Here is an 18,595-nt window from a genome sequence, read left to right as displayed (position 1 = left end):
TGCGCCGCAGGTGCCGGAGCGGTTGCGAGGAGGTCTCATGCGAGCGGCGCGCATGTATGGCCGGCGGGACCTGCGAGTGGTCGACCTTCCCGAGCTCGGCAGTCCGCCTCCCGGCTGGGTCCGGCTCCGCGTGGAGGCGTGCGGCATCTGCGGGACGGACCTGGAGGTCTACCTCAACGCCCCGAGGTCGGACGAGCCTCCGCTGTCGGCGGCCGATGGGCCGCTCACGATGGGCCACGAACCAGCCGGCGTCGTCGTCGAGACCGGCCCCGACGTGGACCTCCAGGTCGGCCAGCGGGTCGCGGTGGAGGGGCACCTCTTCTGCGACACGTGCTTCTGGTGCCGGCGCGGGGACTACGCGCTGTGCGCGACCCTTCGTTCGACGGGGCAGGGCGCCGACGGTGGGCTCGCCGAGGAGATGCTGGTGCCAGCGCGCATCTGCCTCCCCTACGCCGACACGCTGGCGCCGGAGCACGCGGCGCTCGCCGAGCCGACGTCGGTCGCGTGTCGAGCGGTCCGCCGCGCCCGACTCGAGCCCGGCTCGACCGTCGTGGTGGTGGGCGGCGGCAGCATCGGGCTGCTCCTCAGCCAGGTGGCCCGACTCCGCGGCGCCGGTCAGGTCGTGGTCGTCGAGCCGGTGAAGCGTCGTCGGGAGCTCGCGACGTGCCTCGGGGCCGACCTCGCGGTGGCGCCTGAGGACGCCGGCCAGGCGCTCGCCGACCTCACCGAGGGTGTGGGCGCCGACGTCGCCTTCGAGGCTGGCGGCCGGCCTGAGACGGTTCGACGGGCGCTCGAGTGGACTCGCAAGGGCGGACGCACCGTCCTCCTCGGTGTCACGAACGGCACCCTGGAGCTCGACCTGCTCTCGTTCCTGCTGAGCGAGAAGGAGCTGGTGGCGTCGCTCTCGCATACCTACGACGTCGACTTCCCCGAAGCCGTGCGCCTGCTGGAGACGGGTCAGGTCCAGGTGGAGCCGCTGATCAGCGACCGGATCAGCCTGGACCAGGTGGTGACGCATGGCTTCGAGGCGCTGCTCGCCGAGCCCGACGCCCACCTCAAGGTGGTCGTCCTGCCGAACGGGCCGGTCGAGCCAGCCCGCGCGGCGGACCTGGAGGCGACTGGGTGACGACACCGCTGACCACGGACACCGCGGTGGAGCACCTCCGCGACCGCGGTGTGCTCGGCGCCGACGTGGCGGCCTCGGCGACGGTCCTCGACGGCGGCGTCAGCAGCGCGACGTTCCTCGTCGAGACCGAAGGCGAGCGGTACGTCGTCAAGCAGCCCTTGCCATACCTCTCGGTCGCGGACGTCTGGCCGGCCCGGCTGGAACGGGCGGGTGTCGAGGCGAACGTGCTCGGCCTCTTCGGCGCGCTCACTCCCGACCACGTGCCCCGCCTGGTCGACTACGACCCGAAGCGGTTCGTCGTCACGATGGCCGCCGCACCACCGTCGTGGGTCGAATGGCGCGCTGCCCTCCTCCGCGGCGCGGTCGATCCCGCGGTCGGGGAGACCCTGGGACGGGTCCTTGGTTCCTGGCACGCGGCGACCCGCGACGACCCGGAGGTCTTGGAGCGGTTCGGTGACCTCGGGATGTTCGTCGAGCTGCGGGGAGACCCCTACCACCGCACGGTCGCGGCCCGATGCCCGGAGCTCGCCGGACCGGTGCTCGCCTGCCTGGACGAGCTGCTCGCCGAGCGTCGGTGCCTGGTGCACGGCGACTTCTCACCCAAGAACGTCCTCGTCGGGGCCGACAGCCGGGTGTGGGTGCTCGACCACGAGGTCGCCCACGCCGGCAATCCCGTCTTCGACGTCGCGTTCCTGCTCCACCACCTGGTGATGAAGGCGGTCCATCTCGGAGCGCGGGACGGCGCCGCGCCGCCACGCGTGCACGCGTGTGCGCGGGCGTTCGTCGACGCCTACGCCGCCGCCGGCGGGCTGGCGACCGACGCGAGGAGCGCGGCCCGGCACACCGGCGCGCTCCTGCTGGCCCGGGTCCACGGCAAGTCCCGGGCGACGTACCTCACCCCTGACGAGGTCTCGCGGGTCAGCCTGATCGGTGCCCAGGGGGTGCGCGGCGAGCTCGCCGGTGTCGACGACCTGTTCGGGGCGGCCGTGCGGAGCGACCCAGTCGACTGACCTCGGGCCGGGCGACCTCCCCGGCGATCACACCGACGCGCTCGTACCGACCGGCTCGGGCACCCGCACGGCCGGACGCTCGGCCGACCGCTCGTGCAGGCTCAGCGCCGTGATCGCGGCCAGGACCAGCACGAATCCCAGCCACTGGCTCCAGGTGAGGTGAGCGTCGAGGACCCCGACCCCCACCGCGGCGGCGGTGACCGGGAAGGCGAGCTCGGCCAACGTCGCCCGCGACGCGGGCGTCCGGGACAGCCCGCGGTAGTACAGCGTGAGGGCGAGCAGGCCGGGCACCAGCGCCAGGACGAGCAGCAGGACGACATTCCGGCCGGTCACGGGTGAGAGTGCCAGGGGGACTCCCTGGGCCGCGGCGATCAGGGCGGTTGCCGGAAGGCCGACCGCGAACCGCAGCGTGGTGAGGTGGACCGGTGACAGCTCCGACCCGGCCAGCCGGCCCAGGACCGTTCCCGCGCCCCACAGCAACGCGGCGCCGAGCGCCAGCACGGCCGCGACCGCACTGGAGATGCTGACCGCGAACGGGTCGGCGAACGCGAGCAACCACGCTCCCGCCAACGCCGGGACGGCGAACCACGCGAAACGCCGAGCGAGACGCTCACCCAGCAGGACCGCGGCCAGCAGCATGGCGAACAGCGGCTGCAGCTTCTGCAGCACCTGCGGGGTGACCGGGTCACCGTAGGCGAACGCCGCGGTGAAGAGCGTGGTCGCCAGGGCGGAGGAGCCGGCGCCGATCACCAGGACCGCCGCCTTGACCCGAGGGCTCGCGGCGAGCAGGGCCCGGACGGCGCCGACCAGCCACGGCGCGAGACACAGCACCAGGACCAGGTGCTCGAAGAACACGATGGTGGCCGCCGGGTACTCCGCCTTGAGCGGGTCCCGCATCAGCGACGAGGTGCCCCACAGGGAGGCCGCGAGCGCGACGAGCCACGTGCGGTCGCCCGCCGCTCGCGTCGAGGAGGACGTGTCCATGGAACTCCCAGGGAAACTCCCAGCGAACCGACGAGCTCAGTGGGCGAGGGCGCCCATCGGGTCCCACGCGGGCAGCACGATCGGCTCCTCGTCCAGGGCGGCGCGCAGCTCCGCCGGCAGCAGGTCGCGCCGGACGGCGATCTCGAAGACGTACTCGTCGAACCACGAGTCGTTCATCGTGTAGAAGCCCTGGTCGGCGTCCTTGTCGCCCCAGCTGTTCTCCACTCGCCAGCGTCGCGGGGTGTCGTCGACCACGTCGACACCGGTGAAGAGCATCGCGTGGGTCATCGCCGACTCCCCGTAGAGGAGCCGTTCGGCCTTGGTGAGGTCGAACGTCGTGTCGTAGAGCGGCTCCAGGTCGTACAGCTTGGCGTCCCAGATGCCGATGTCGCGCCGCATCATCTTCCCGACGTCGCAGCCGAACCACACCGGCTCCCCGTCCATGATGGTCCGCATGGCGAGGCGCTTCATGAGGTCGATCTCGACGTTCAGGTAGATGACGGGCGGCGCGCCCACCACGTTGCCGAGCCGGTCGACGGTGAAGGTGCGGCCCACCGGGCTGGACTCGCGCGGGTCGTGGACGAGGCAGACGTAGTCGTCGAGGGGGATGGTGACGTAGCGCTCCGCGAACTCCTGCGGGGTCAGCTCACCGTCCCGGTGGAACGCGCGGTCCTTGTCGACCCACTGCCAGTCGAAGCGCTCCGGTGGGGTGCCGAGGTGGATGCAGAGGACCCGGTGGACGACCTCGAGGATCTCCCGCTTTCGCGCGCGCATCGCCTCGGGTCCGGCCTCGCGCAGCGCCCGTACGTCGCGGGCGCCCTGGCGCAGGATCCTCCGCAGCACCTCGTTCATGCGTGCGGTGGCCGACGAGCTCTGGGTCTCGGGCATGACGGTCTTGGGCACGAGACCGTGCTTCTTCACCAGCGCGGCGAACATGTTCCACTGGCCGCCGTCGTTGGCGACCTCCTTCAACAGGTACGCCACGGTGCGGTCGTCGAGGTCGCGGTCGGCGGTGTCGATGATCGCCTCGAGGAAGTAGTTGGCCCGCTCCAGTTTGTCCCAGAACAGCAGGTAGTTTTGGGAGAACTCGAACGATTTGAGGTTCATCCGTCGCATCGCCCCGACGCGGAGCAGGTTCAGGCCGGCGAAGAGCCAGCATCTCCCGCTGCGCATCTGGTTGGTGACGGTCCAGTCATCCAGCAGGTGCGAGACGGACCTGTCGGTTCGGCAGACGATCTCCCGGTCGAGAGCCAGGTCGTCGATCGACGTCTGCGTGACGGCGTTCTGGACCAGGCGGTAGGTGGGGTTGGCGGCGAAGCCTTTCCGGAATAGCTCTAGCTCGCTGGGCGTGAGCTCCGCTCCCATGGACGACTCCCTGCTGACCTCCGACGTGGGCGTGCCCGATGACTCTAGCGTCGGAGTGGGGCGTTTCGCCCTGGTCGCGCCATCCTTTGGTCACCATGAGGCCGGGGCGGGAGGATGGGGCTGTGGCAGAGCAGGGTCCAGAGGTCGAGCCCGACTACCGCTTCACGCTGGCCAACGAGCGGACCTTCCTCGCCTACATCCGCACCGCCCTGGCGTTCGACGCCGCCGGCGTCGCCGCGGTGCAGTTCCTGACGACCGTAGGGGAGGCCTCGGTTCGCGCGGTCGGGGCGATCCTCACGCTCGCGGGGATCGTGCTGTCCGTCGGCGCCTACCTGCGGTGGCGGGCCAACGTCCAGGCGATGCGCCGGGGAGAGCCGCTGCCGGCCACCTCGATGCCGCTCGGGCTCGCCGCCACGACGTTCGTGGTCTCGGTGATCGCCGTGGCCCTCATCGCGCTGTCGTGAGACACGGCTGGCGGGCCTGGGCGTGGGCCACGGAGAAGGGGGCGAGGTGAACGTCGGTGGACGGTGACGGCATGCTCCACGAGCGTGCCGACCAGCTTGAGCGAACCGCGCTGGCGTGGCGCCGGACGTTGCTCGCGCTCGCGATCAACGGCGCGTTGCTCGTCCGCGTCTCAGGGCTGACCGGAACGTGGGCACTCGTGGCGGGTGTCCTCCTCGTGGCCGTCACGGTGCCGGCTTGGGTTGTCACCAGTCGTACATACCGAAGGCTCAGAGGTGGGCCCGCTGTGGCACTTCTCGCCCGCGGGAGGTTCACTGTCTGTGCCGTCGTGCTGGTCGTGGTCGTCGGTGTCTGCGACCTGCTGGCGGTGCTGACGCACCGTTGACGAAGGAGTCTTCCGCCCAGATGTCCGCGATTCGGCCGCTATGAGGCGCCGCTCAGTGGAGAGGGCGGGCCGAAAGGCTGCCAGGCCGGGCCCCCTAGCATGGCTCCGGCGTCCCGCAGACCAGTGATCGACAGGAGCTCGCTGTGCGCTTCCGACTCACCCCGGTCGACACGACGTTCTACGATCTGTTCGCCAAACAGGCCGGCTACCTCGTCGAAGGAGCTCGGCTCCTCGCGGAGATGCTCGCCGAGTCTAATGATCGTGCCGCCACAGCGCAGCTGATGAAGGATGCCGAGCATCGCTGCGACGAGGCGACCCACGAGATCATCCGACGGGTCAACAGCACGTTCGTCACACCGTTCGACCGCGAGGACATCTACCGGCTCGCCGCCGGCCTCGACGACGTCATGGACTACATGGAAGCGGCCGTGGAGTCGGTGAGCCTCTACGACCTCCTCAGCCTCCCGGAGGGGATCGAGGAGCAGGTCGAGGTGCTCCAGCGGGCGGCCGATCTCACCGCCCAGGCGATGCCGCGGCTGCGGACCATGCACGACCTCGAGGAGTACTGGATCGAGGTCAACCGGCTGGAGAACCTCGGCGACCAGATCCATCGGCGGATGCTCGCCAAGCTCTTCAGTGGCGCGTACGACGCCCTCACCGTCCTCAAGCTCAAGGACGTCGTCGAGCAGCTGGAGTACGCCGTCGACTCCTTCGAGAGGGTGGCCAACACGGTCGAGCAGATCGCCGTCAAGGAGTCGTGACCGACCCGATGGAGCTCGCCCTTGTCGTCGCGGTCGTCATGATCGCTCTCATCTTCGACTACACAAACGGGTTCCACGACGCGGCCAACGCCATCGCGACCTCGGTGTCCACCCGAGCCTTGACCCCACGGACGGCGTTGTTCCTCGCCGCCGTCATGAACTTGCTCGGAGCCCTCATCTCCGAGGGCGTCGCCAGCACGATCGGGAGCGGGATCATCACGCCGAGCGTGGACGCGCACGGCATGACGGTCGTCTTCTCCGGGCTCATCGGTGCCATCACCTGGAACCTCATCACCTGGCGTCTGGGCCTGCCGTCCTCCTCCTCCCACGCGCTCATCGGTGGGCTCATCGGTGCCGGGCTCGCCGCCTCGGTGACCGTCCACTGGTCGGTCATCATCAGCAAGGTCGCCATCCCCATGGTCCTGTCGCCGTTGATCGGCTTCTGCCTGGCGTACGCGGTCATGGTGGCGCTGCTGTGGATCTTCCGGCGGGCCAGGCCGTACAAGGTCAACCGCGGCTTTCGGGCGGGTCAGTCGGTGTCGGCCGCGGCGATGGCCTTCGGGCACGGCCTGCAGGACGCGCAGAAGACGATGGGCGTCATCGTGCTCGCCCTGGTGACCGCAGGGCTGCACGAGGGAAGCGACGTTCCGCTGTGGGTCAAGCTGGCGGCGGCCATCGCCATCGCGCTCGGCACCTACTCCGGCGGCTGGCGGATCATGCGGACGCTCGGCCGACGGGTCATCAAGCTCGATCCGGCGCGTGGCGTCGCCGCCGAGCTCACCGCGTCCTCCGTCCTGTACGTGATGGCGATCGGGTTGCACGCGCCGGTCTCCACAACCCACACGATCAGCGCCGCGATCATGGGAGTCGGGGCCACGCGGCGCCTGTCCGCGGTCCGCTGGGGCGTCGCCGGCAACATCGTCCTCGCCTGGGTGCTCACCATCCCGATGGCCGCGGCTGTGGCGGCCGGGATGTACTGGGTGTCCGCGCTGGTCCTGCCGTGACCGACCGCTGGGCGCGCTCCACCTCTGCGGCCGTCACCGGCCGAACGCACCGAGCAGGACGGCGGACCCCAACGACCCGGCAGCGAGGACGCGGAGGATGACCTCGATCGATGCCGACGCTGCGCGCCTCCTCCGCCGTGCGGGAAACCGGTGTGGCGGAACCGCGGCGAAGGAGGCGCCCGGCGTGCGCCTCCTTGACTACAGTGCCCGGTACAGCGCTACGTGTCGGTCGCTTGGGGGCAGTCATGCAGGCCACTCGGGCTCGGACGATTGCCCTTGTGTCCGTGGGACTGCTGACCCTCACTCTCGGCTGCGGTTCCCCCTCCTCGCGCGACGCTCCGGAGGAGGCGCCAACCGCGAGCCGCACGCCAACCGCCCGCGATACCACGCTGCTGCCGTCCGAGTCGCCTCCGGGCTTCCACATCGCCAGGGTCCAGCTCGCGTCAGCCGACGAGGGTTCGCTCAGCGACGACGCTGGCCGGCTCTTGACCTTGTACGGCGACCCGGACCTTGAGGACCCCGCGACTGGCCCACTTCTGGTCGTTGGCAGGGATTGGGGCGAGGATTGGGCAGATCTTGGTTGCGGGTCAAAGCCACGTGACCCGACGGATGCTCGCTCGACGCGTGGTCCTGTGGTGGTGTGCTCCGGCGAGCTCTGGGTGAGCTGGGAGATCCCGACGAAGGATTTCACCGAAGAGTGCGTCGGGGTCATGGGCCGCAACGTCGCGCCTGAGCTGGTCGCCCGGGCAGCGGACGCACTCGACCCGCCCGAGGGTGCCATCGGGGTTCCCCACGAGCCACTCGAGATCCCAGCCGACGTCCTGCCCGCGGGAATGACGCGGCTGGCGAGCGGACGGGTGTGGAGAAGCTCCTCCGACGTCCACACGGTGAGCGCGGACATCTACGAGTGGAAGCGACACCGACCTTCGGCACGCATCGGCATGCGGGTGACGGACGCCAGCGACACGCTGTCACTCCTGACCCGAGTGCAGGTCGGTGGGGAGTTCCAGCACATCCGCGGCGGCCCCGGCGCCGTTCACTCCGATCGAGATCTCCACGTTCTCACCTGGCGGGAGGGCGATGTCCTCGTCGCCGTCGAGGCCCGAGGCGTTCGTCGTGCGACCGTCGACGCGTTCATCAGGTCCTTGGCGGAAGTATCGGTCGGCAAGGCGTGGGAGCTCAAAGACTCCCTTCTCACCAGCCCGCCCGCGACTCTCCTCGCGCCGGGCGAGAAGCTCGCCGCGTCCGGCCGCGCCGGAAAGGTGCGCTGGGCCGTAGGGATCAGGGACGGGTGGGAGACCGTGCACATCCATCACGTGGATGACGGTGACATCGGCGGTGACGCCGCACCGGTCGGGAAGGTGAGACGAGACCAGATCCTGATCAGGCGGAGCGGCTTCGAGGACGGCGAGCTCGTGGTCGCACACGTCCACGCCGATGTCGCGAAGGTCGTGGCGACGACGCGGGACGGTCACGAGATCGACGTGCCGCTTGGTGAGGCGGTCCTACCGGACGAGTCGCGCTACTGCGGTGTGTGGCTCGACGAGCCAGCCGAGCTGAAGGGCGTGACGGCCTACGACGCCGCCGGGAACAGGATCGCCCATGCCACCTCGAGTCTGTGACGGGCGAGGCATCTCGCACCAGCTCGCGGCCGCGCTTGTCGCGGGTCGATGCGAGAACAGCCCGGTGTGGAACGGATCGATCCGCCGGAGGGCCTGACGAAGGTCAGCCGAACCTGCCGTTGATGTAGGCCTCCGTGGACGGGTTCGCGGGATTGCTGAAGATCTTCTTCGTCTCGTCGATCTCGACCAGGTGACCCGGCTCGCCTTGTCCCGCGACGTTGAAGAACGCGGTGGTGTCGGACACCCGCTCCGCCTGCTGCATGTTGTGGGTCACGATGACGATCGTGTAGCGCTCCTTGAGCTGACTGATGAGGTCTTCGATCGCCAGCGTCGAGATCGGGTCGAGCGCGGAGCAAGGCTCGTCCATGAGCAGCACCTCGGGCTCGACGGCGATCGCCCGCGCGATGCACAGGCGCTGCTGCTGGCCGCCCGACAGCGACGATCCCGACTTGGTGAGCCGCCGCTCCACCTCGTCCCAGAGATGCACCTGCCGCAGGGATCGTTCGACGATCTCGTCGGCCTCGCTCTTGCGGAGCCGTCGGTTGTTGAGCCGGAAGCCGGCCAGCACGTTGTCGTAGATCGACATGGTGGGGAACGGGTTCGGTCGCTGGAAGACCATGCCGACCTGGCGTCGCACCTCCACGGGGTCGACCTCGGGCGCGTAGAGGTCAACGTCGTCCAACAGGACGGTGCCTTCCACCCAAGCGCCTGGGACGACCTCGTGCATGCGGTTCAGCGTGCGGAGGAACGTCGACTTGCCGCATCCGGACGGTCCGATCAAAGCGGTGACCGAGCACGGCTCGATTCGCATCGTGATGTCGCGGACGGCGACGACGTCGCCGTAGTAGGCGTTCACACCACGGACGTCGATGCGCTTGGCCATGGGACTCCTTCACTGCGAACTGGCGTGCGCGCCTGTCGGTCAGCGCCGACCGCCGGGAACGAAGAGTCGAGGGATGAGGCGCCCGACGAGGTTGAGCGCCATGACGATGAGGATGAGCGTGAGAGCCGCGGCCCACGCGCGCTCGTAGTTGACCGTGGTGATCCCGCTCGGCGCCAACCCCTGGCTGTAGGAGCGGAAGACGAAGACGGGGAGGCTCATCATGCGCCCGTCGAACAGGTTGTAGTTGGCGGAGCTCACCACGCCGGTCACGAGGAGGAGCGGTGCAGCCTCGCCGATGACGCGGGCGATGGCGAGCATGACACCGGTGGCGATGCCGGCCGTCGCGGTCGGCAGCACCACCTTGAGGATCGTCAACCATTTCGGAACACCGAGCGCGTAGGACGCCTCCCGCAGGTCGTTCGGCACCAAGGTCAACATCTCCTCGCAGGAACGGATGACGACGGGAGTCATGAGGACGGACAGTGCGACCGAGCCGATCACGCCCAACCGGATGCCGGGACCGAACACGGTCGCGAACGCCGCGTAGGCGAACAGGCCGGCGACGATCGACGGGATACCGGTCATGACGTCGACGAAGAACCTGATCGCGCGGGAGAGGCGGCCGGTGCCGTACTCCACGAGATAAATGGCGGCGAGCAGGCCGATCGGCACCGAGATGACGGCGGCGAAGCCGGTGATGAGGAGGGTGCCGACGATCGCGTGGTACGCGCCGCCGGCGTCCATGCCCCCGAAGACACCACGCATCGTGTAGGTGAGGAAGTACAGGTCGAACCGTTCGAGCCCGTTGACGACGACCGTCGCGAGGAGCGAGACGAGCGGCACGAGGGCGAGCCCGAACGCGCCGTAGACCAGCGTGGTGACGAGCCGGTCCACAGCCCGTCGGCGACCCTCGACGAGCGCTGAGAGGGCCACGAGCACGACGGCGTACGCGACCAGGCCGACGACGACTGCGGCGGCGATGTGCGCGTCACCGAGGACACCCAAGGTCACGGCGCTGAGCGCGAGGCAGCCGACGAGGAGCGCCGGTGGGATGAGGCGATGGAGGCGTACCCGATCCAGGCGTCGCGTTCCCGCGTGAGTCCCGGCCGTCACCATCACCTTGGCCATCAGGAGGCACCTCCCACGGCCCGCGAGACCGCCCAGCGAGCCAGCATGTTGACCACGAGGGTGATGACGAACAGCACCAGACCGGTGAAGACGAGCACGCTCACCCCTGTCGGCGTCGCTTCGGGGAACTGCAAGGCGATGTTGGCGGCCGTGGTCTGCTGCTGACCCGGCTTGAGGAGGAAGAGCGAGTAGCTGAAGCCGGGCGAGAGCACCATCGCGACCGCCATCGTCTCGCCGAGCGCGCGGCCCAAGCCGAGCATGGCCGCCCCCACCACCCCGGACCGACCGAACGGCAAGACGACCATGCGGATCATCTCCCAGCGCGTGGCGCCGAGCGCGAGGGCCGCCTCCTCCAGGAGCTTCGGGGTCTGGAGGAAGACCTCGCGCGAGACAGCGGTGATGATCGGCAGGATCATCACCGCGAGGATGATGCCGGCGGTGAGGATCGTTCGTGGCGGATTCGCCACCGGACCCTCGAACAGCGGAAGGAAGCCGAGGTTCTCGCTGAGCCACACGTAGATCGGGTGGAGCCTGGGCATCAACCACAGCGCGCCCCACAAGCCGTAGACCACGCTGGGAATCGCCGCGAGCAGGTCGACGACGTAGCCGAACGCCTGGGCGAGTGGGCGTGGCGCGTAGTGCGAGGTGAACAGCGCGACGCCGACCGCGACAGGTGTGGCGATCGTCAAGGCGATGGCGGAGGCCAGCAGCGTGCCGAAGGCGAGCGGACCGACGTAGCCGAGCAGGGTCTGGTCCTCGTCGAACCAGTGGATGCGTTCCGCGAGCTCGGCGGGACTGGCCTGGACCGCGGGCCACGCCTGCTGGAGGAGAAACGCGGCGACGGCCGCCAGGATCACGAGGATGAGTGTCCCGGCGGCCGCGGTGGTGCGGAAGAAGATCAAGTCGCCACGACGTCGACGGGGCGGCGTCAATGGTTTCCCACGATGGACGGAGACCGGTGTCGTCTCGGCCAGTATCGGCTGCTCCTGTGTGGTGGTCATCTGTGCTCTCCGTGGCTGCACCCGTCGATCCGGGCTCTCGACACATCGGGGAAGAGCGCCGCCACCTCGACTCTCAGGACGATCCGACCTGGATCGCCTCGATGGCGGCCTGAACCTGCTCGGTCATCTCCGACGAGAGCGGGGCCGAGCCCGCCGCGTCGGCGGCCCGTCGCTGGCCCTCCTCGCTCGCGATGTAGCCGAGGAACTCCTTGACCAGCTGTCCCTCGGTCACGTCGTCGTACGAGGGGCAGGTGATCACGTACGAGACGAGCACGATCGGGTAGGTCCCGGGCTCCGTGGTCGTCCGGTCCAGCTCGATCGCCAGGTCGTGCTGGGAGGCTCCCGGCACTCGCGGCGAGGCGTCGACGACCTTGGCGGCCGCCTCGGCCGAGTAGGCGACGTACTCGTCGCCGACCTTCACCTTGACCGTGCCGAGGTCACCGGCCTGGCTGGCGTCGGCGTAGCCGATCGTGCCCTGGCCTCCACGAACCGTCTGGATGACACCAGACGTGCCCTGGGCGCCTTGCGTGCCCTCGACCGGCCAGTCACCGCTCGGCTCGTGGGGCCAGTCCTCCGGTGCGGCGGCAGCCAGGTACTCGGTGAAGTTCTCCGTCGTTCCCGACTCGTCTGAGCGGCTCACCGGGCTGATCGGCAGGTCCGGTAGGTCGACACCCGGGTTCTCCGCGGCGATCGCCGGATCGTTCCAGGTGGTGATCTGGCGGTTGAAGATCTTGGCGATGGTGGACGGGGAGAGCTGGAGGTCGTCGACGCCCTCGAGGTTGTAGACGATCGCGATCGGGCTGATGTAGACCGGCAGGTGAATCGCCGGCGAGCCACCGCAGCGCTCGACCGACTGCTGTCTCTCCTCCTCGTCGAGCACGGCGTCGGAGCCGGCGAACGGATAGGCGCCCTCGAGGAACTGTGTGCGGCCGCCGCCCGACCCGATGGGGTCGTAGCTCACCGTGACGTCAGGGTGGGCCTCCTGGAAGCCGGCGATCCAGGCCTGCATCGCCGCTTCCTGCGAGCTCGCGCCGCCGGCGGCGAGCTCGCCGCTGAGGTCGGAGGTGACACCGCTGGTCGGCTGGTCATTGCCCGTGTTCGAGGCCACTGGGTCGTTGCCGCACGCCGCGAGTGCGAGTACCCCCGCGGCGACGACGGCCGAAAGGCGGCCGGAGCGGTTGCGCTTCACTGGGTCCTCTCCTGGTTGGGTTCTTGAGCTGAAGCGATACGCGCAGGGGCCCCAGCGCACCTGCGAGGTTAGGTGTGGGAGGTGACGCGGCCCTCGGATGTGGGTGAATGGACGGTGAACGTCCCGCGACGGACAGGCGGAAGTCGCCTGTCCCGGATGTGGAGAAAAGGTGACGGACGGCAGAAGGCCGACAGCCGGCGTCGCGGCGGGTCGGGCGGTGCGGGAAGCTGTGTGGTCAGTGCACCCGGGCGCGCTCGACTGCGACCGGCGAGCGAACCTCCAGGTGGACGACCGCGAGCTCGGCGTAGTCCAAGGACACCTCGCCCAGGCCGAGGGCCTCGAAGATCGCGGGTACGGTCTCTCGGTGTGTGCTGACCACCGTCGACTCGACGGAGTTCAACAAGCGAGTGATCTCTTCGCGCACGTGCCCGGCGTCGACGTTCGGTCCGAAGGCGGGGTCAGGCTCGATCTCCAGCCCGCGACCCCGCGCGTAGGGCAGCAGGGTGTCGATAGCGCGACGGGTTTCCGACGCGACCACGTGGCTGGGATCGTAGGCGGCGAGGAGAGGGGCCAGTCGCTCGGCCTGGGCGACGCCCTCGTCGGCCAAGGGGCGTTCGGCGTCCGCACCGTCCCAGCTCTCGCGCGGGACCGCGCGGGCGTGTCGCACGACCACGAACGGTCGGGTGGGAACAGGTCGAAGACGGGACAACAGCGCGCGGTCCTGAGCGTGGGTGAGCTGGCGGGCGGCCTGCCGTAAGGAAAACCAGCCGCGACGGTCGACCTCACGGCTCCGCTCGACGCCCACCTCGTCGCTCTCGCCGAGTGGAATCGCCGACCAGTACCGCACGAGCTTCTGACCGCCGTCCCTCAGCCGGTAGCGTGCCGCCGGTAGTGGCGGTCCGAGCCGGATCCGGACCCCGGTCTCCTCCTCGACCTCGCGCACGGCCGCGGCGAGGGCGTGCTCGTGTGGTCGGAGCTTGCCTTTCGGGAAGGTCCAGTCGTCGTACCGAGGCCGGTGGATGAGGAGGACCTCAGCCCGATCGTGCACGGCCGGGCGCCAGACGACGGCCCCGGCGGCCTCGACCACCCGCTCGTGTGGAGCCGTGGTGTCAGACATCGTTGACGCTGGTCCTCCCTCCAAGCCCCGGAGGGCCTCGGCGCCTCACCGGCGCCGTCGCTCGATCAGGTGTGCCTGTAGGTCCAGCAGCGGCTCACCGTCGGCGGCACGGTGGTGCCGCCGCCACGTCGTGTCGTGCAGGTGCCACGTGCTCGTCCCTTCGTCGAAAGCCAGGTCGAACAGGCGGCTCAGCTGGCGTCTGTGGTCGTCGTGGAGCACGCGTACGAGCACCTCGACCCGGCGGTCGAGGTTGCGGTGCATGAGATCGGCCGAGCCGATCCAGATCTCGGTGTCGCCGCCGTTGGCGAAGGAGAAGATCCGTGAATGCTCGAGGAAGCGGCCGAGCACGCTGCGGACCCGGATGGTGCTCGACAAGCCGGGGACGCCGGGTTTGAGGGCGCAGATCCCCCGAACCCACAGATCGATCGGGAGGCCGGCCTGCGAGGCGAGGTAGAGCTCGTCGATGATGGCCTCGTCGACGAGCGCGTTGACCTTGAAGCGGATACGGGCGGGTCGGCCCGCCCGGTGATGGTCGACCTCGCGGCGGATCCGCTCGATCAGGCCGGTGCGCACCGACCGCGGAGCCACCAGTAGTCGGCCGTACGTGGTCGTCCGGGCGTATCCGGAGAGGTGGTTGAACAACGCGGCGACGTCAGCGGTGAGCACGGGGTCGCAGCTGAGCAGGCCCAGATCTTCGTAGAGTCGCGCTGTCTTGGGGTTGTAGTTGCCCGTGCCCACGTGAACGTACCGGCGCAGACCGCCCGGCTCGTCTCGCACGACCAGCGACAGCTTGCAGTGGGTCTTCAGGCCGATGAGGCCGTAGACGACGTGACAGCCGGCCTGCTCCAGCTTGCGAGCCCAACGAATGTTGGCTTCCTCGTCGAAGCGGGCTTTGATCTCGACGACGACGAGCACCTGCTTGCCGGCTTCGGCGGCGTCGATGAGCGCATCGACGATCGGTGATTCCTCGTTGGTGCGATAGAGCGTCTGCTTGATGGCGAGGACTCGGGGGTCCGCCGCCGCCTGCTCGATAAAGCGTTGCACGCTGGTGGAGAACGCGTCGTACGGATGGTGGAGCAGCACCTCACGCCGCCGGACCGCGTGGAAGATGTCCGGCGGCTGGGAGCTCTCCACCTCGGCGAGGTCGCTGTGGGTGGTGGGAACGAAGGCGGGGTACTTCAGGTCCGCACGGTCGAGCTCGGCGATCGTGAACAGACCGGTGAGGTCCAGCGGACCGGGGAGGTGGTAGACCTCCTCCTCGGCTATCCCGAGCTCGCTGACGAGGAGCGCCAGCACGTGCGGGTCGATCGACGACTCCACCTCGAGCCGGACCGGAGGGCCGAATCGTCGACGGAGCAGCTCGCGTTCCAGGGCTTGGAGGAGGTTCTCCGCGTCGTCCTCCTCGACCTCGAGATCCTCGTTGCGCGTGACCCGAAACGTGTGGTGCTGCAGGATCTCCATGCCCGGGAAGAGCTGGTCGAGGTGGGCCGCGATGACGTCCTCCAAGGGGACGAAGCGTTGCTCGCTGAGGGGGACGAATCTCGGCAGGATCGGCGGGACCTTGACGCGGGCGAAGTGCTCCCCACCGGTCTCCGGATCGCGCACGACCACAGCGAGGTTGAGTGACAGCCCGGAGATGTACGGGAACGGGTGCGCCGGGTCGACGGCGAGCGGTGTCAACACCGGGTAGACACGGGTCGCGAACAGCTCGGCCATCCGACCCCGCGCCTCGTCGTCGACGTCGGACCAGCGAACGATCTCGATGCCTTCCGCGGCGAGCGAGGGGAGGATGCGCTCGTGGAAGCAGCGGGCGTGTCGGAGCGCGAGCTCGCGGCTGTAGGTCCAGATCCGGGTGAGGACCTCACGCGGCAGCAGCCCGGACGCCGCCCGCACGGCGACGCCCGCCGCCATCCGGCGTTTGAGGCCCGCCACCCGCACCATGAAGAAGTCGTCGAGGTTGCGGGCGAAGATCGCGAGGTACCGCACCCGTTCGAGGAGGGGAACCGAGGGGTCCTCGGCGAGCTCGAGGACGCGCTCGTTGAACTGCAGCCAGGATTGCTCACGATCGTGGAAGCGGTCGCTCGGCAGGCCCGTGGCGGTGACGTCGTACGGCGGCTCGACGTCGTACGACGTGGCACCTGGCCGCAGCTCCTGGGTCGTCACGTAGCCATCGTGGCACCTCGAGGTCCGGTTGCTGAACCACTCTGCCGTACCCGTCGAGGCCGGACGAAGCGACGGGCTCGTCCACGCCCGCGGACGTGGTGTCCGATTCCGCCAGCGGTGGGCGCAAAGGACCAAGGAAGACGAACGGCGCTCACCGGGCCTCACGGAAGAACCGCGCGGGCGGCCGTCGCGGCCGAGCCGCACCATGGTCGCCGCGTGCCGGCTTTCCGAGGACGGTCACGCGCGCGCCGGGCGGCGGCCGCGTAGCCAGCCCTCCCGTCGGGCCAGCCGACGGGCGGTGTGCACGAGCGCGATCACCGCCGGGGTGGTCTGGCGCGCCCAGGAGATGGCTAGCTCGATCGGGGGCAGCTCGTCGGTGACGGTCAGGCAGGTGATCCCTGCGGGAAGCTGCCGGCCCACGGAGCGGGGCAGGAACATGAACCCTTCCTCGCCCAGGTTGAGGGTCAGGTTGCGAAGACCCGGGAGGGGGTTCTCCCACACGTCGAACGTCTCGCCGGTGCTGCTGAGCGCGGCCAGCACGTGGTCGTAGTAGACGGGCGCGAAGTGGCGGGGGAAGAAGCGCAAGGTCTGGCCGCGCAGGTCGCGGAGAGCCACGGATGTCCGTGTCGCCAACGGGCGGCCGGAGCCGACGACCACGACGAAGTCCTCGCGACGCAAGACCTCCGTGGTGAAGCCGGCGGGAATGGGCAGGTGCCTGCCCAGCAACACGTCCACCTCACCGTTGCTGGCCGCGGCGGCGAGCTCGGCGTCCCATGCCTCGCGTGCGTCGACGCGGATACCGGGGTGGCGTTCGCGCATCGCGGCGAAGAGCTTGGGCATCTCCTCGAAGGCTGCCGTCACGGTGTAGCCGACCCGCACCAGGCCACGTGACAGGCCCGCGGCCTCCCGGGTCCGCTCGACCGCGCGTTCCGCCTCCTCCAACACCTGGCGGGCTGACTCGACGAACACCTTGCCCGCGTCGGTGAGCCGGGTGGGGCGGCGATGGAACAGCTGGACGCCGAGCTCGCGCTCCAGGTCACGGATCTGGCGGCTGAGCGGTGGCTGGGTCATGTGCAGCCGCTCGGCGGCCGCCTCGAAGCTTCCTGCCTCGGCGATAGCGATCACGTAGCGCATCAACCGCAAGTCCACCGGCATACCCGCAAGGTATACCGCCCCACCTATTCGGACTTGGATCTCCGCGAGCCCTCGCGGCCAAGATGGTCGCGCAGCTGAGGAAAGGACGGATGATGCAGGAGTGGAACCCGACCAGGCGGCAGCTGATGAAGGCCGGAGGGCTCGGTGCCGCCGCAGCCGTCGTGCCGTCCATGCTCGCCGGCGAGGCCGCCGCCTCCTCCGCGCCCTCCGAGCCGAAAGACCTGATCACCCGGGTCATCCCCGCCACCGGAGAGCGGGTCCCCGCGATCGGGCTCGGCTCGTTCATGACCTTCGACACGCTCTCTGACCGAGGGCGTGGGCGGATCAGGAAGGTGGCGCGCGACTTCTGGCGCGCCGGCGGGCGGGTGTTCGACGTGTCGCCGCTGTACGGGAGGTCGGAGATCAACCTCGGTGACTTCATCACCGAGATGAGGATCAGTGACCGCGCCTTCCTGGCCAACAAGGTGTGGTCCACCGGCGAGTACCTGTGGGACGACAGCCACGCCGAATCCAACCTGCGCCGGTCGATGCAGCGGCTGTCCAGGAGGCGGCCGATCGACCTCATGCAGTGCCACAGCCTCACCAATGTCGACGTGATCGTGCCGCTGCTGCACGCGTGGAAGAAGGAAGGCCGCGTGCGCCTCATCGGGGTCACCCACCACGAGCCGGCCTACTTCGACCTGCTGGCGGACTGGGTGCGGCGCGGCAACGTCGACTTCGTCCAAGTGCATTACTCGATTCACACCCGCGTCGCCGAGGAGAAGGTGCTCCCGGCGGCTCGGGAGACCGGGACCGCCGTCCTGGTGAACATGCCGCTGGAGAAGGCGCGTCTGCACGCCGTCGTCGGGAACCGGCCGGTGCCCGACTTCGCGCGGGAGTTCGGCATCGAGACCTGGTCGCAGTACTTCCTCAAGTGGGTGATCTCCAACCCGGACGTCACCTGCGCCATCCCGGCCACCTCGAACCCGAAGCACCTGGCCGAGAACGTGGCCGCCATGCGCGGTCCCCTCCCGGACCCGGACACCCGTGAGCGCATGTACCGCTACGTGGCGAAGATCCCCGGGTTCGACCAGATCGCCAGCATGCCGTGGTACCCGGGTAAGTCCTACAAGGGCTGGGTCACTCGGGCCCAGAAGGCGATCGACGCCCGCAGCCCTTGGCCTTCCTGATCGTCTCCGGACGAGAGATCAAGCTCGCTCGAGGAAAAGCCTCACAAGCGAGTTCCCCACGAGTGCGGCAG

General features: G+C 69.3%; 17 protein-coding genes. 8 read left to right on the top strand and 9 right to left on the bottom strand.

Annotated features, from left to right (window positions below; genetic code table 11):
- The first annotated feature begins 37 nt into the window (after positions 1-37).
- Both DFJ64_RS07675 and DFJ64_RS07670 read left to right on the top strand, forming a co-directional pair.
- Positions 38-1,126 (top strand): alcohol dehydrogenase catalytic domain-containing protein, encoded by a 1,089-nt coding sequence (locus DFJ64_RS07675; protein WP_115849834.1) that lies wholly within the window; start codon positions 38-40, stop codon positions 1,124-1,126.
- A complete protein-coding gene (locus DFJ64_RS07670) occupies positions 1,123-2,136 on the top strand; it encodes a phosphotransferase family protein (protein ID WP_115849833.1) in 1,014 nt (337 codons plus the stop codon). Before DFJ64_RS07675 ends, DFJ64_RS07670 begins: the two co-directional genes overlap by 4 nt.
- Before the next feature lie 27 nt (positions 2,137-2,163).
- On the opposite strand, the gene DFJ64_RS07665 is transcribed toward DFJ64_RS07670, so the two are convergent.
- Complete coding sequence (locus tag DFJ64_RS07665) at positions 2,164-3,120, bottom strand: DMT family transporter (protein ID WP_115849832.1); 957 nt, start codon at positions 3,118-3,120, stop codon at positions 2,164-2,166.
- A 36-nt stretch (positions 3,121-3,156) separates the two neighbouring features.
- Complete coding sequence (locus DFJ64_RS07660; protein WP_115849831.1) at positions 3,157-4,485, bottom strand: C1 family peptidase; 1,329 nt, start codon at positions 4,483-4,485, stop codon at positions 3,157-3,159.
- A 122-nt stretch (positions 4,486-4,607) separates the two neighbouring features.
- Between DFJ64_RS07660 and DFJ64_RS07655 the strand changes: the two genes are divergently transcribed.
- From DFJ64_RS07655 to DFJ64_RS07635, 5 genes are all read left to right on the top strand, one after another.
- Positions 4,608-4,949, top strand: coding sequence for a YidH family protein (locus tag DFJ64_RS07655; protein ID WP_245941004.1), 342 nt, complete (start codon positions 4,608-4,610; stop codon positions 4,947-4,949).
- A 56-nt stretch (positions 4,950-5,005) separates the two neighbouring features.
- Positions 5,006-5,332: a DUF202 domain-containing protein gene (locus DFJ64_RS07650; protein ID WP_115849829.1), complete on the top strand. Its 327-nt coding sequence runs from the start codon at positions 5,006-5,008 to the stop codon at positions 5,330-5,332.
- 143 nt (positions 5,333-5,475) lie between these two features.
- Complete coding sequence (locus DFJ64_RS07645) at positions 5,476-6,093, top strand: DUF47 domain-containing protein (protein ID WP_115849828.1); 618 nt, start codon at positions 5,476-5,478, stop codon at positions 6,091-6,093.
- 8 nt (positions 6,094-6,101) lie between these two features.
- Positions 6,102-7,097, top strand: a complete 996-nt coding sequence (locus tag DFJ64_RS07640) for an inorganic phosphate transporter (RefSeq protein ID WP_115851905.1) — start codon at positions 6,102-6,104, stop codon at positions 7,095-7,097.
- 659 nt (positions 7,098-7,756) lie between these two features.
- Positions 7,757-8,719 carry a hypothetical protein gene (locus tag DFJ64_RS07635; protein ID WP_147304632.1) on the top strand — a complete coding sequence of 321 codons (963 nt, stop codon included), beginning with the start codon at positions 7,757-7,759 and terminating at the stop codon, positions 8,717-8,719.
- A gap of 103 nt (positions 8,720-8,822) precedes the next feature.
- On the opposite strand, the gene pstB is transcribed toward DFJ64_RS07635, so the two are convergent.
- From pstB to DFJ64_RS07600, 7 genes are all read right to left on the bottom strand, one after another.
- Positions 8,823-9,602 carry a phosphate ABC transporter ATP-binding protein PstB gene (gene pstB, locus DFJ64_RS07630; protein ID WP_115849826.1) on the bottom strand — a complete coding sequence of 260 codons (780 nt, stop codon included), beginning with the start codon at positions 9,600-9,602 and terminating at the stop codon, positions 8,823-8,825.
- 39 nt (positions 9,603-9,641) lie between these two features.
- On the bottom strand, positions 9,642-10,730 hold the full coding sequence (gene pstA, locus DFJ64_RS07625; RefSeq protein ID WP_115849825.1) for a phosphate ABC transporter permease PstA: 1,089 nt from the start codon (positions 10,728-10,730) through the stop codon (positions 9,642-9,644).
- On the bottom strand, positions 10,730-11,731 hold the full coding sequence (gene pstC / locus DFJ64_RS07620; protein ID WP_115849824.1) for a phosphate ABC transporter permease subunit PstC: 1,002 nt from the start codon (positions 11,729-11,731) through the stop codon (positions 10,730-10,732). The genes pstA and pstC overlap by 1 nt, the downstream gene beginning before the upstream one ends.
- A 73-nt stretch (positions 11,732-11,804) precedes the next feature.
- Positions 11,805-12,920, bottom strand: a complete 1,116-nt coding sequence (gene pstS / locus DFJ64_RS07615) for a phosphate ABC transporter substrate-binding protein PstS (protein ID WP_115849823.1) — start codon at positions 12,918-12,920, stop codon at positions 11,805-11,807.
- A gap of 235 nt (positions 12,921-13,155) precedes the next feature.
- Positions 13,156-14,037, bottom strand: a complete 882-nt coding sequence (locus tag DFJ64_RS07610) for an NUDIX hydrolase (RefSeq protein ID WP_115849822.1) — start codon at positions 14,035-14,037, stop codon at positions 13,156-13,158.
- A gap of 45 nt (positions 14,038-14,082) precedes the next feature.
- Positions 14,083-16,185: an RNA degradosome polyphosphate kinase gene (locus DFJ64_RS07605; protein WP_211310776.1), complete on the bottom strand. Its 2,103-nt coding sequence runs from the start codon at positions 16,183-16,185 to the stop codon at positions 14,083-14,085.
- Between the two features lie 252 nt (positions 16,186-16,437).
- Positions 16,438-17,355, bottom strand: coding sequence for a LysR family transcriptional regulator (locus tag DFJ64_RS07600; RefSeq protein WP_115849820.1), 918 nt, complete (start codon positions 17,353-17,355; stop codon positions 16,438-16,440).
- A 92-nt stretch (positions 17,356-17,447) separates the two neighbouring features.
- Between DFJ64_RS07600 and DFJ64_RS07595 the strand changes: the two genes are divergently transcribed.
- Positions 17,448-18,524 carry an aldo/keto reductase gene (locus DFJ64_RS07595; protein WP_211310526.1) on the top strand — a complete coding sequence of 359 codons (1,077 nt, stop codon included), beginning with the start codon at positions 17,448-17,450 and terminating at the stop codon, positions 18,522-18,524.
- Positions 18,525-18,595: the final 71 nt, after the last annotated feature.

The sequence above is a fragment of the Thermasporomyces composti genome, assembly GCF_003386795.1.
Classification (GTDB): domain Bacteria; phylum Actinomycetota; class Actinomycetes; order Propionibacteriales; family Actinopolymorphaceae; genus Thermasporomyces; species Thermasporomyces composti.
Note: the sequence above shows the minus strand (reverse complement) of the source record. Positions and strands in the feature narration are given on the sequence as shown.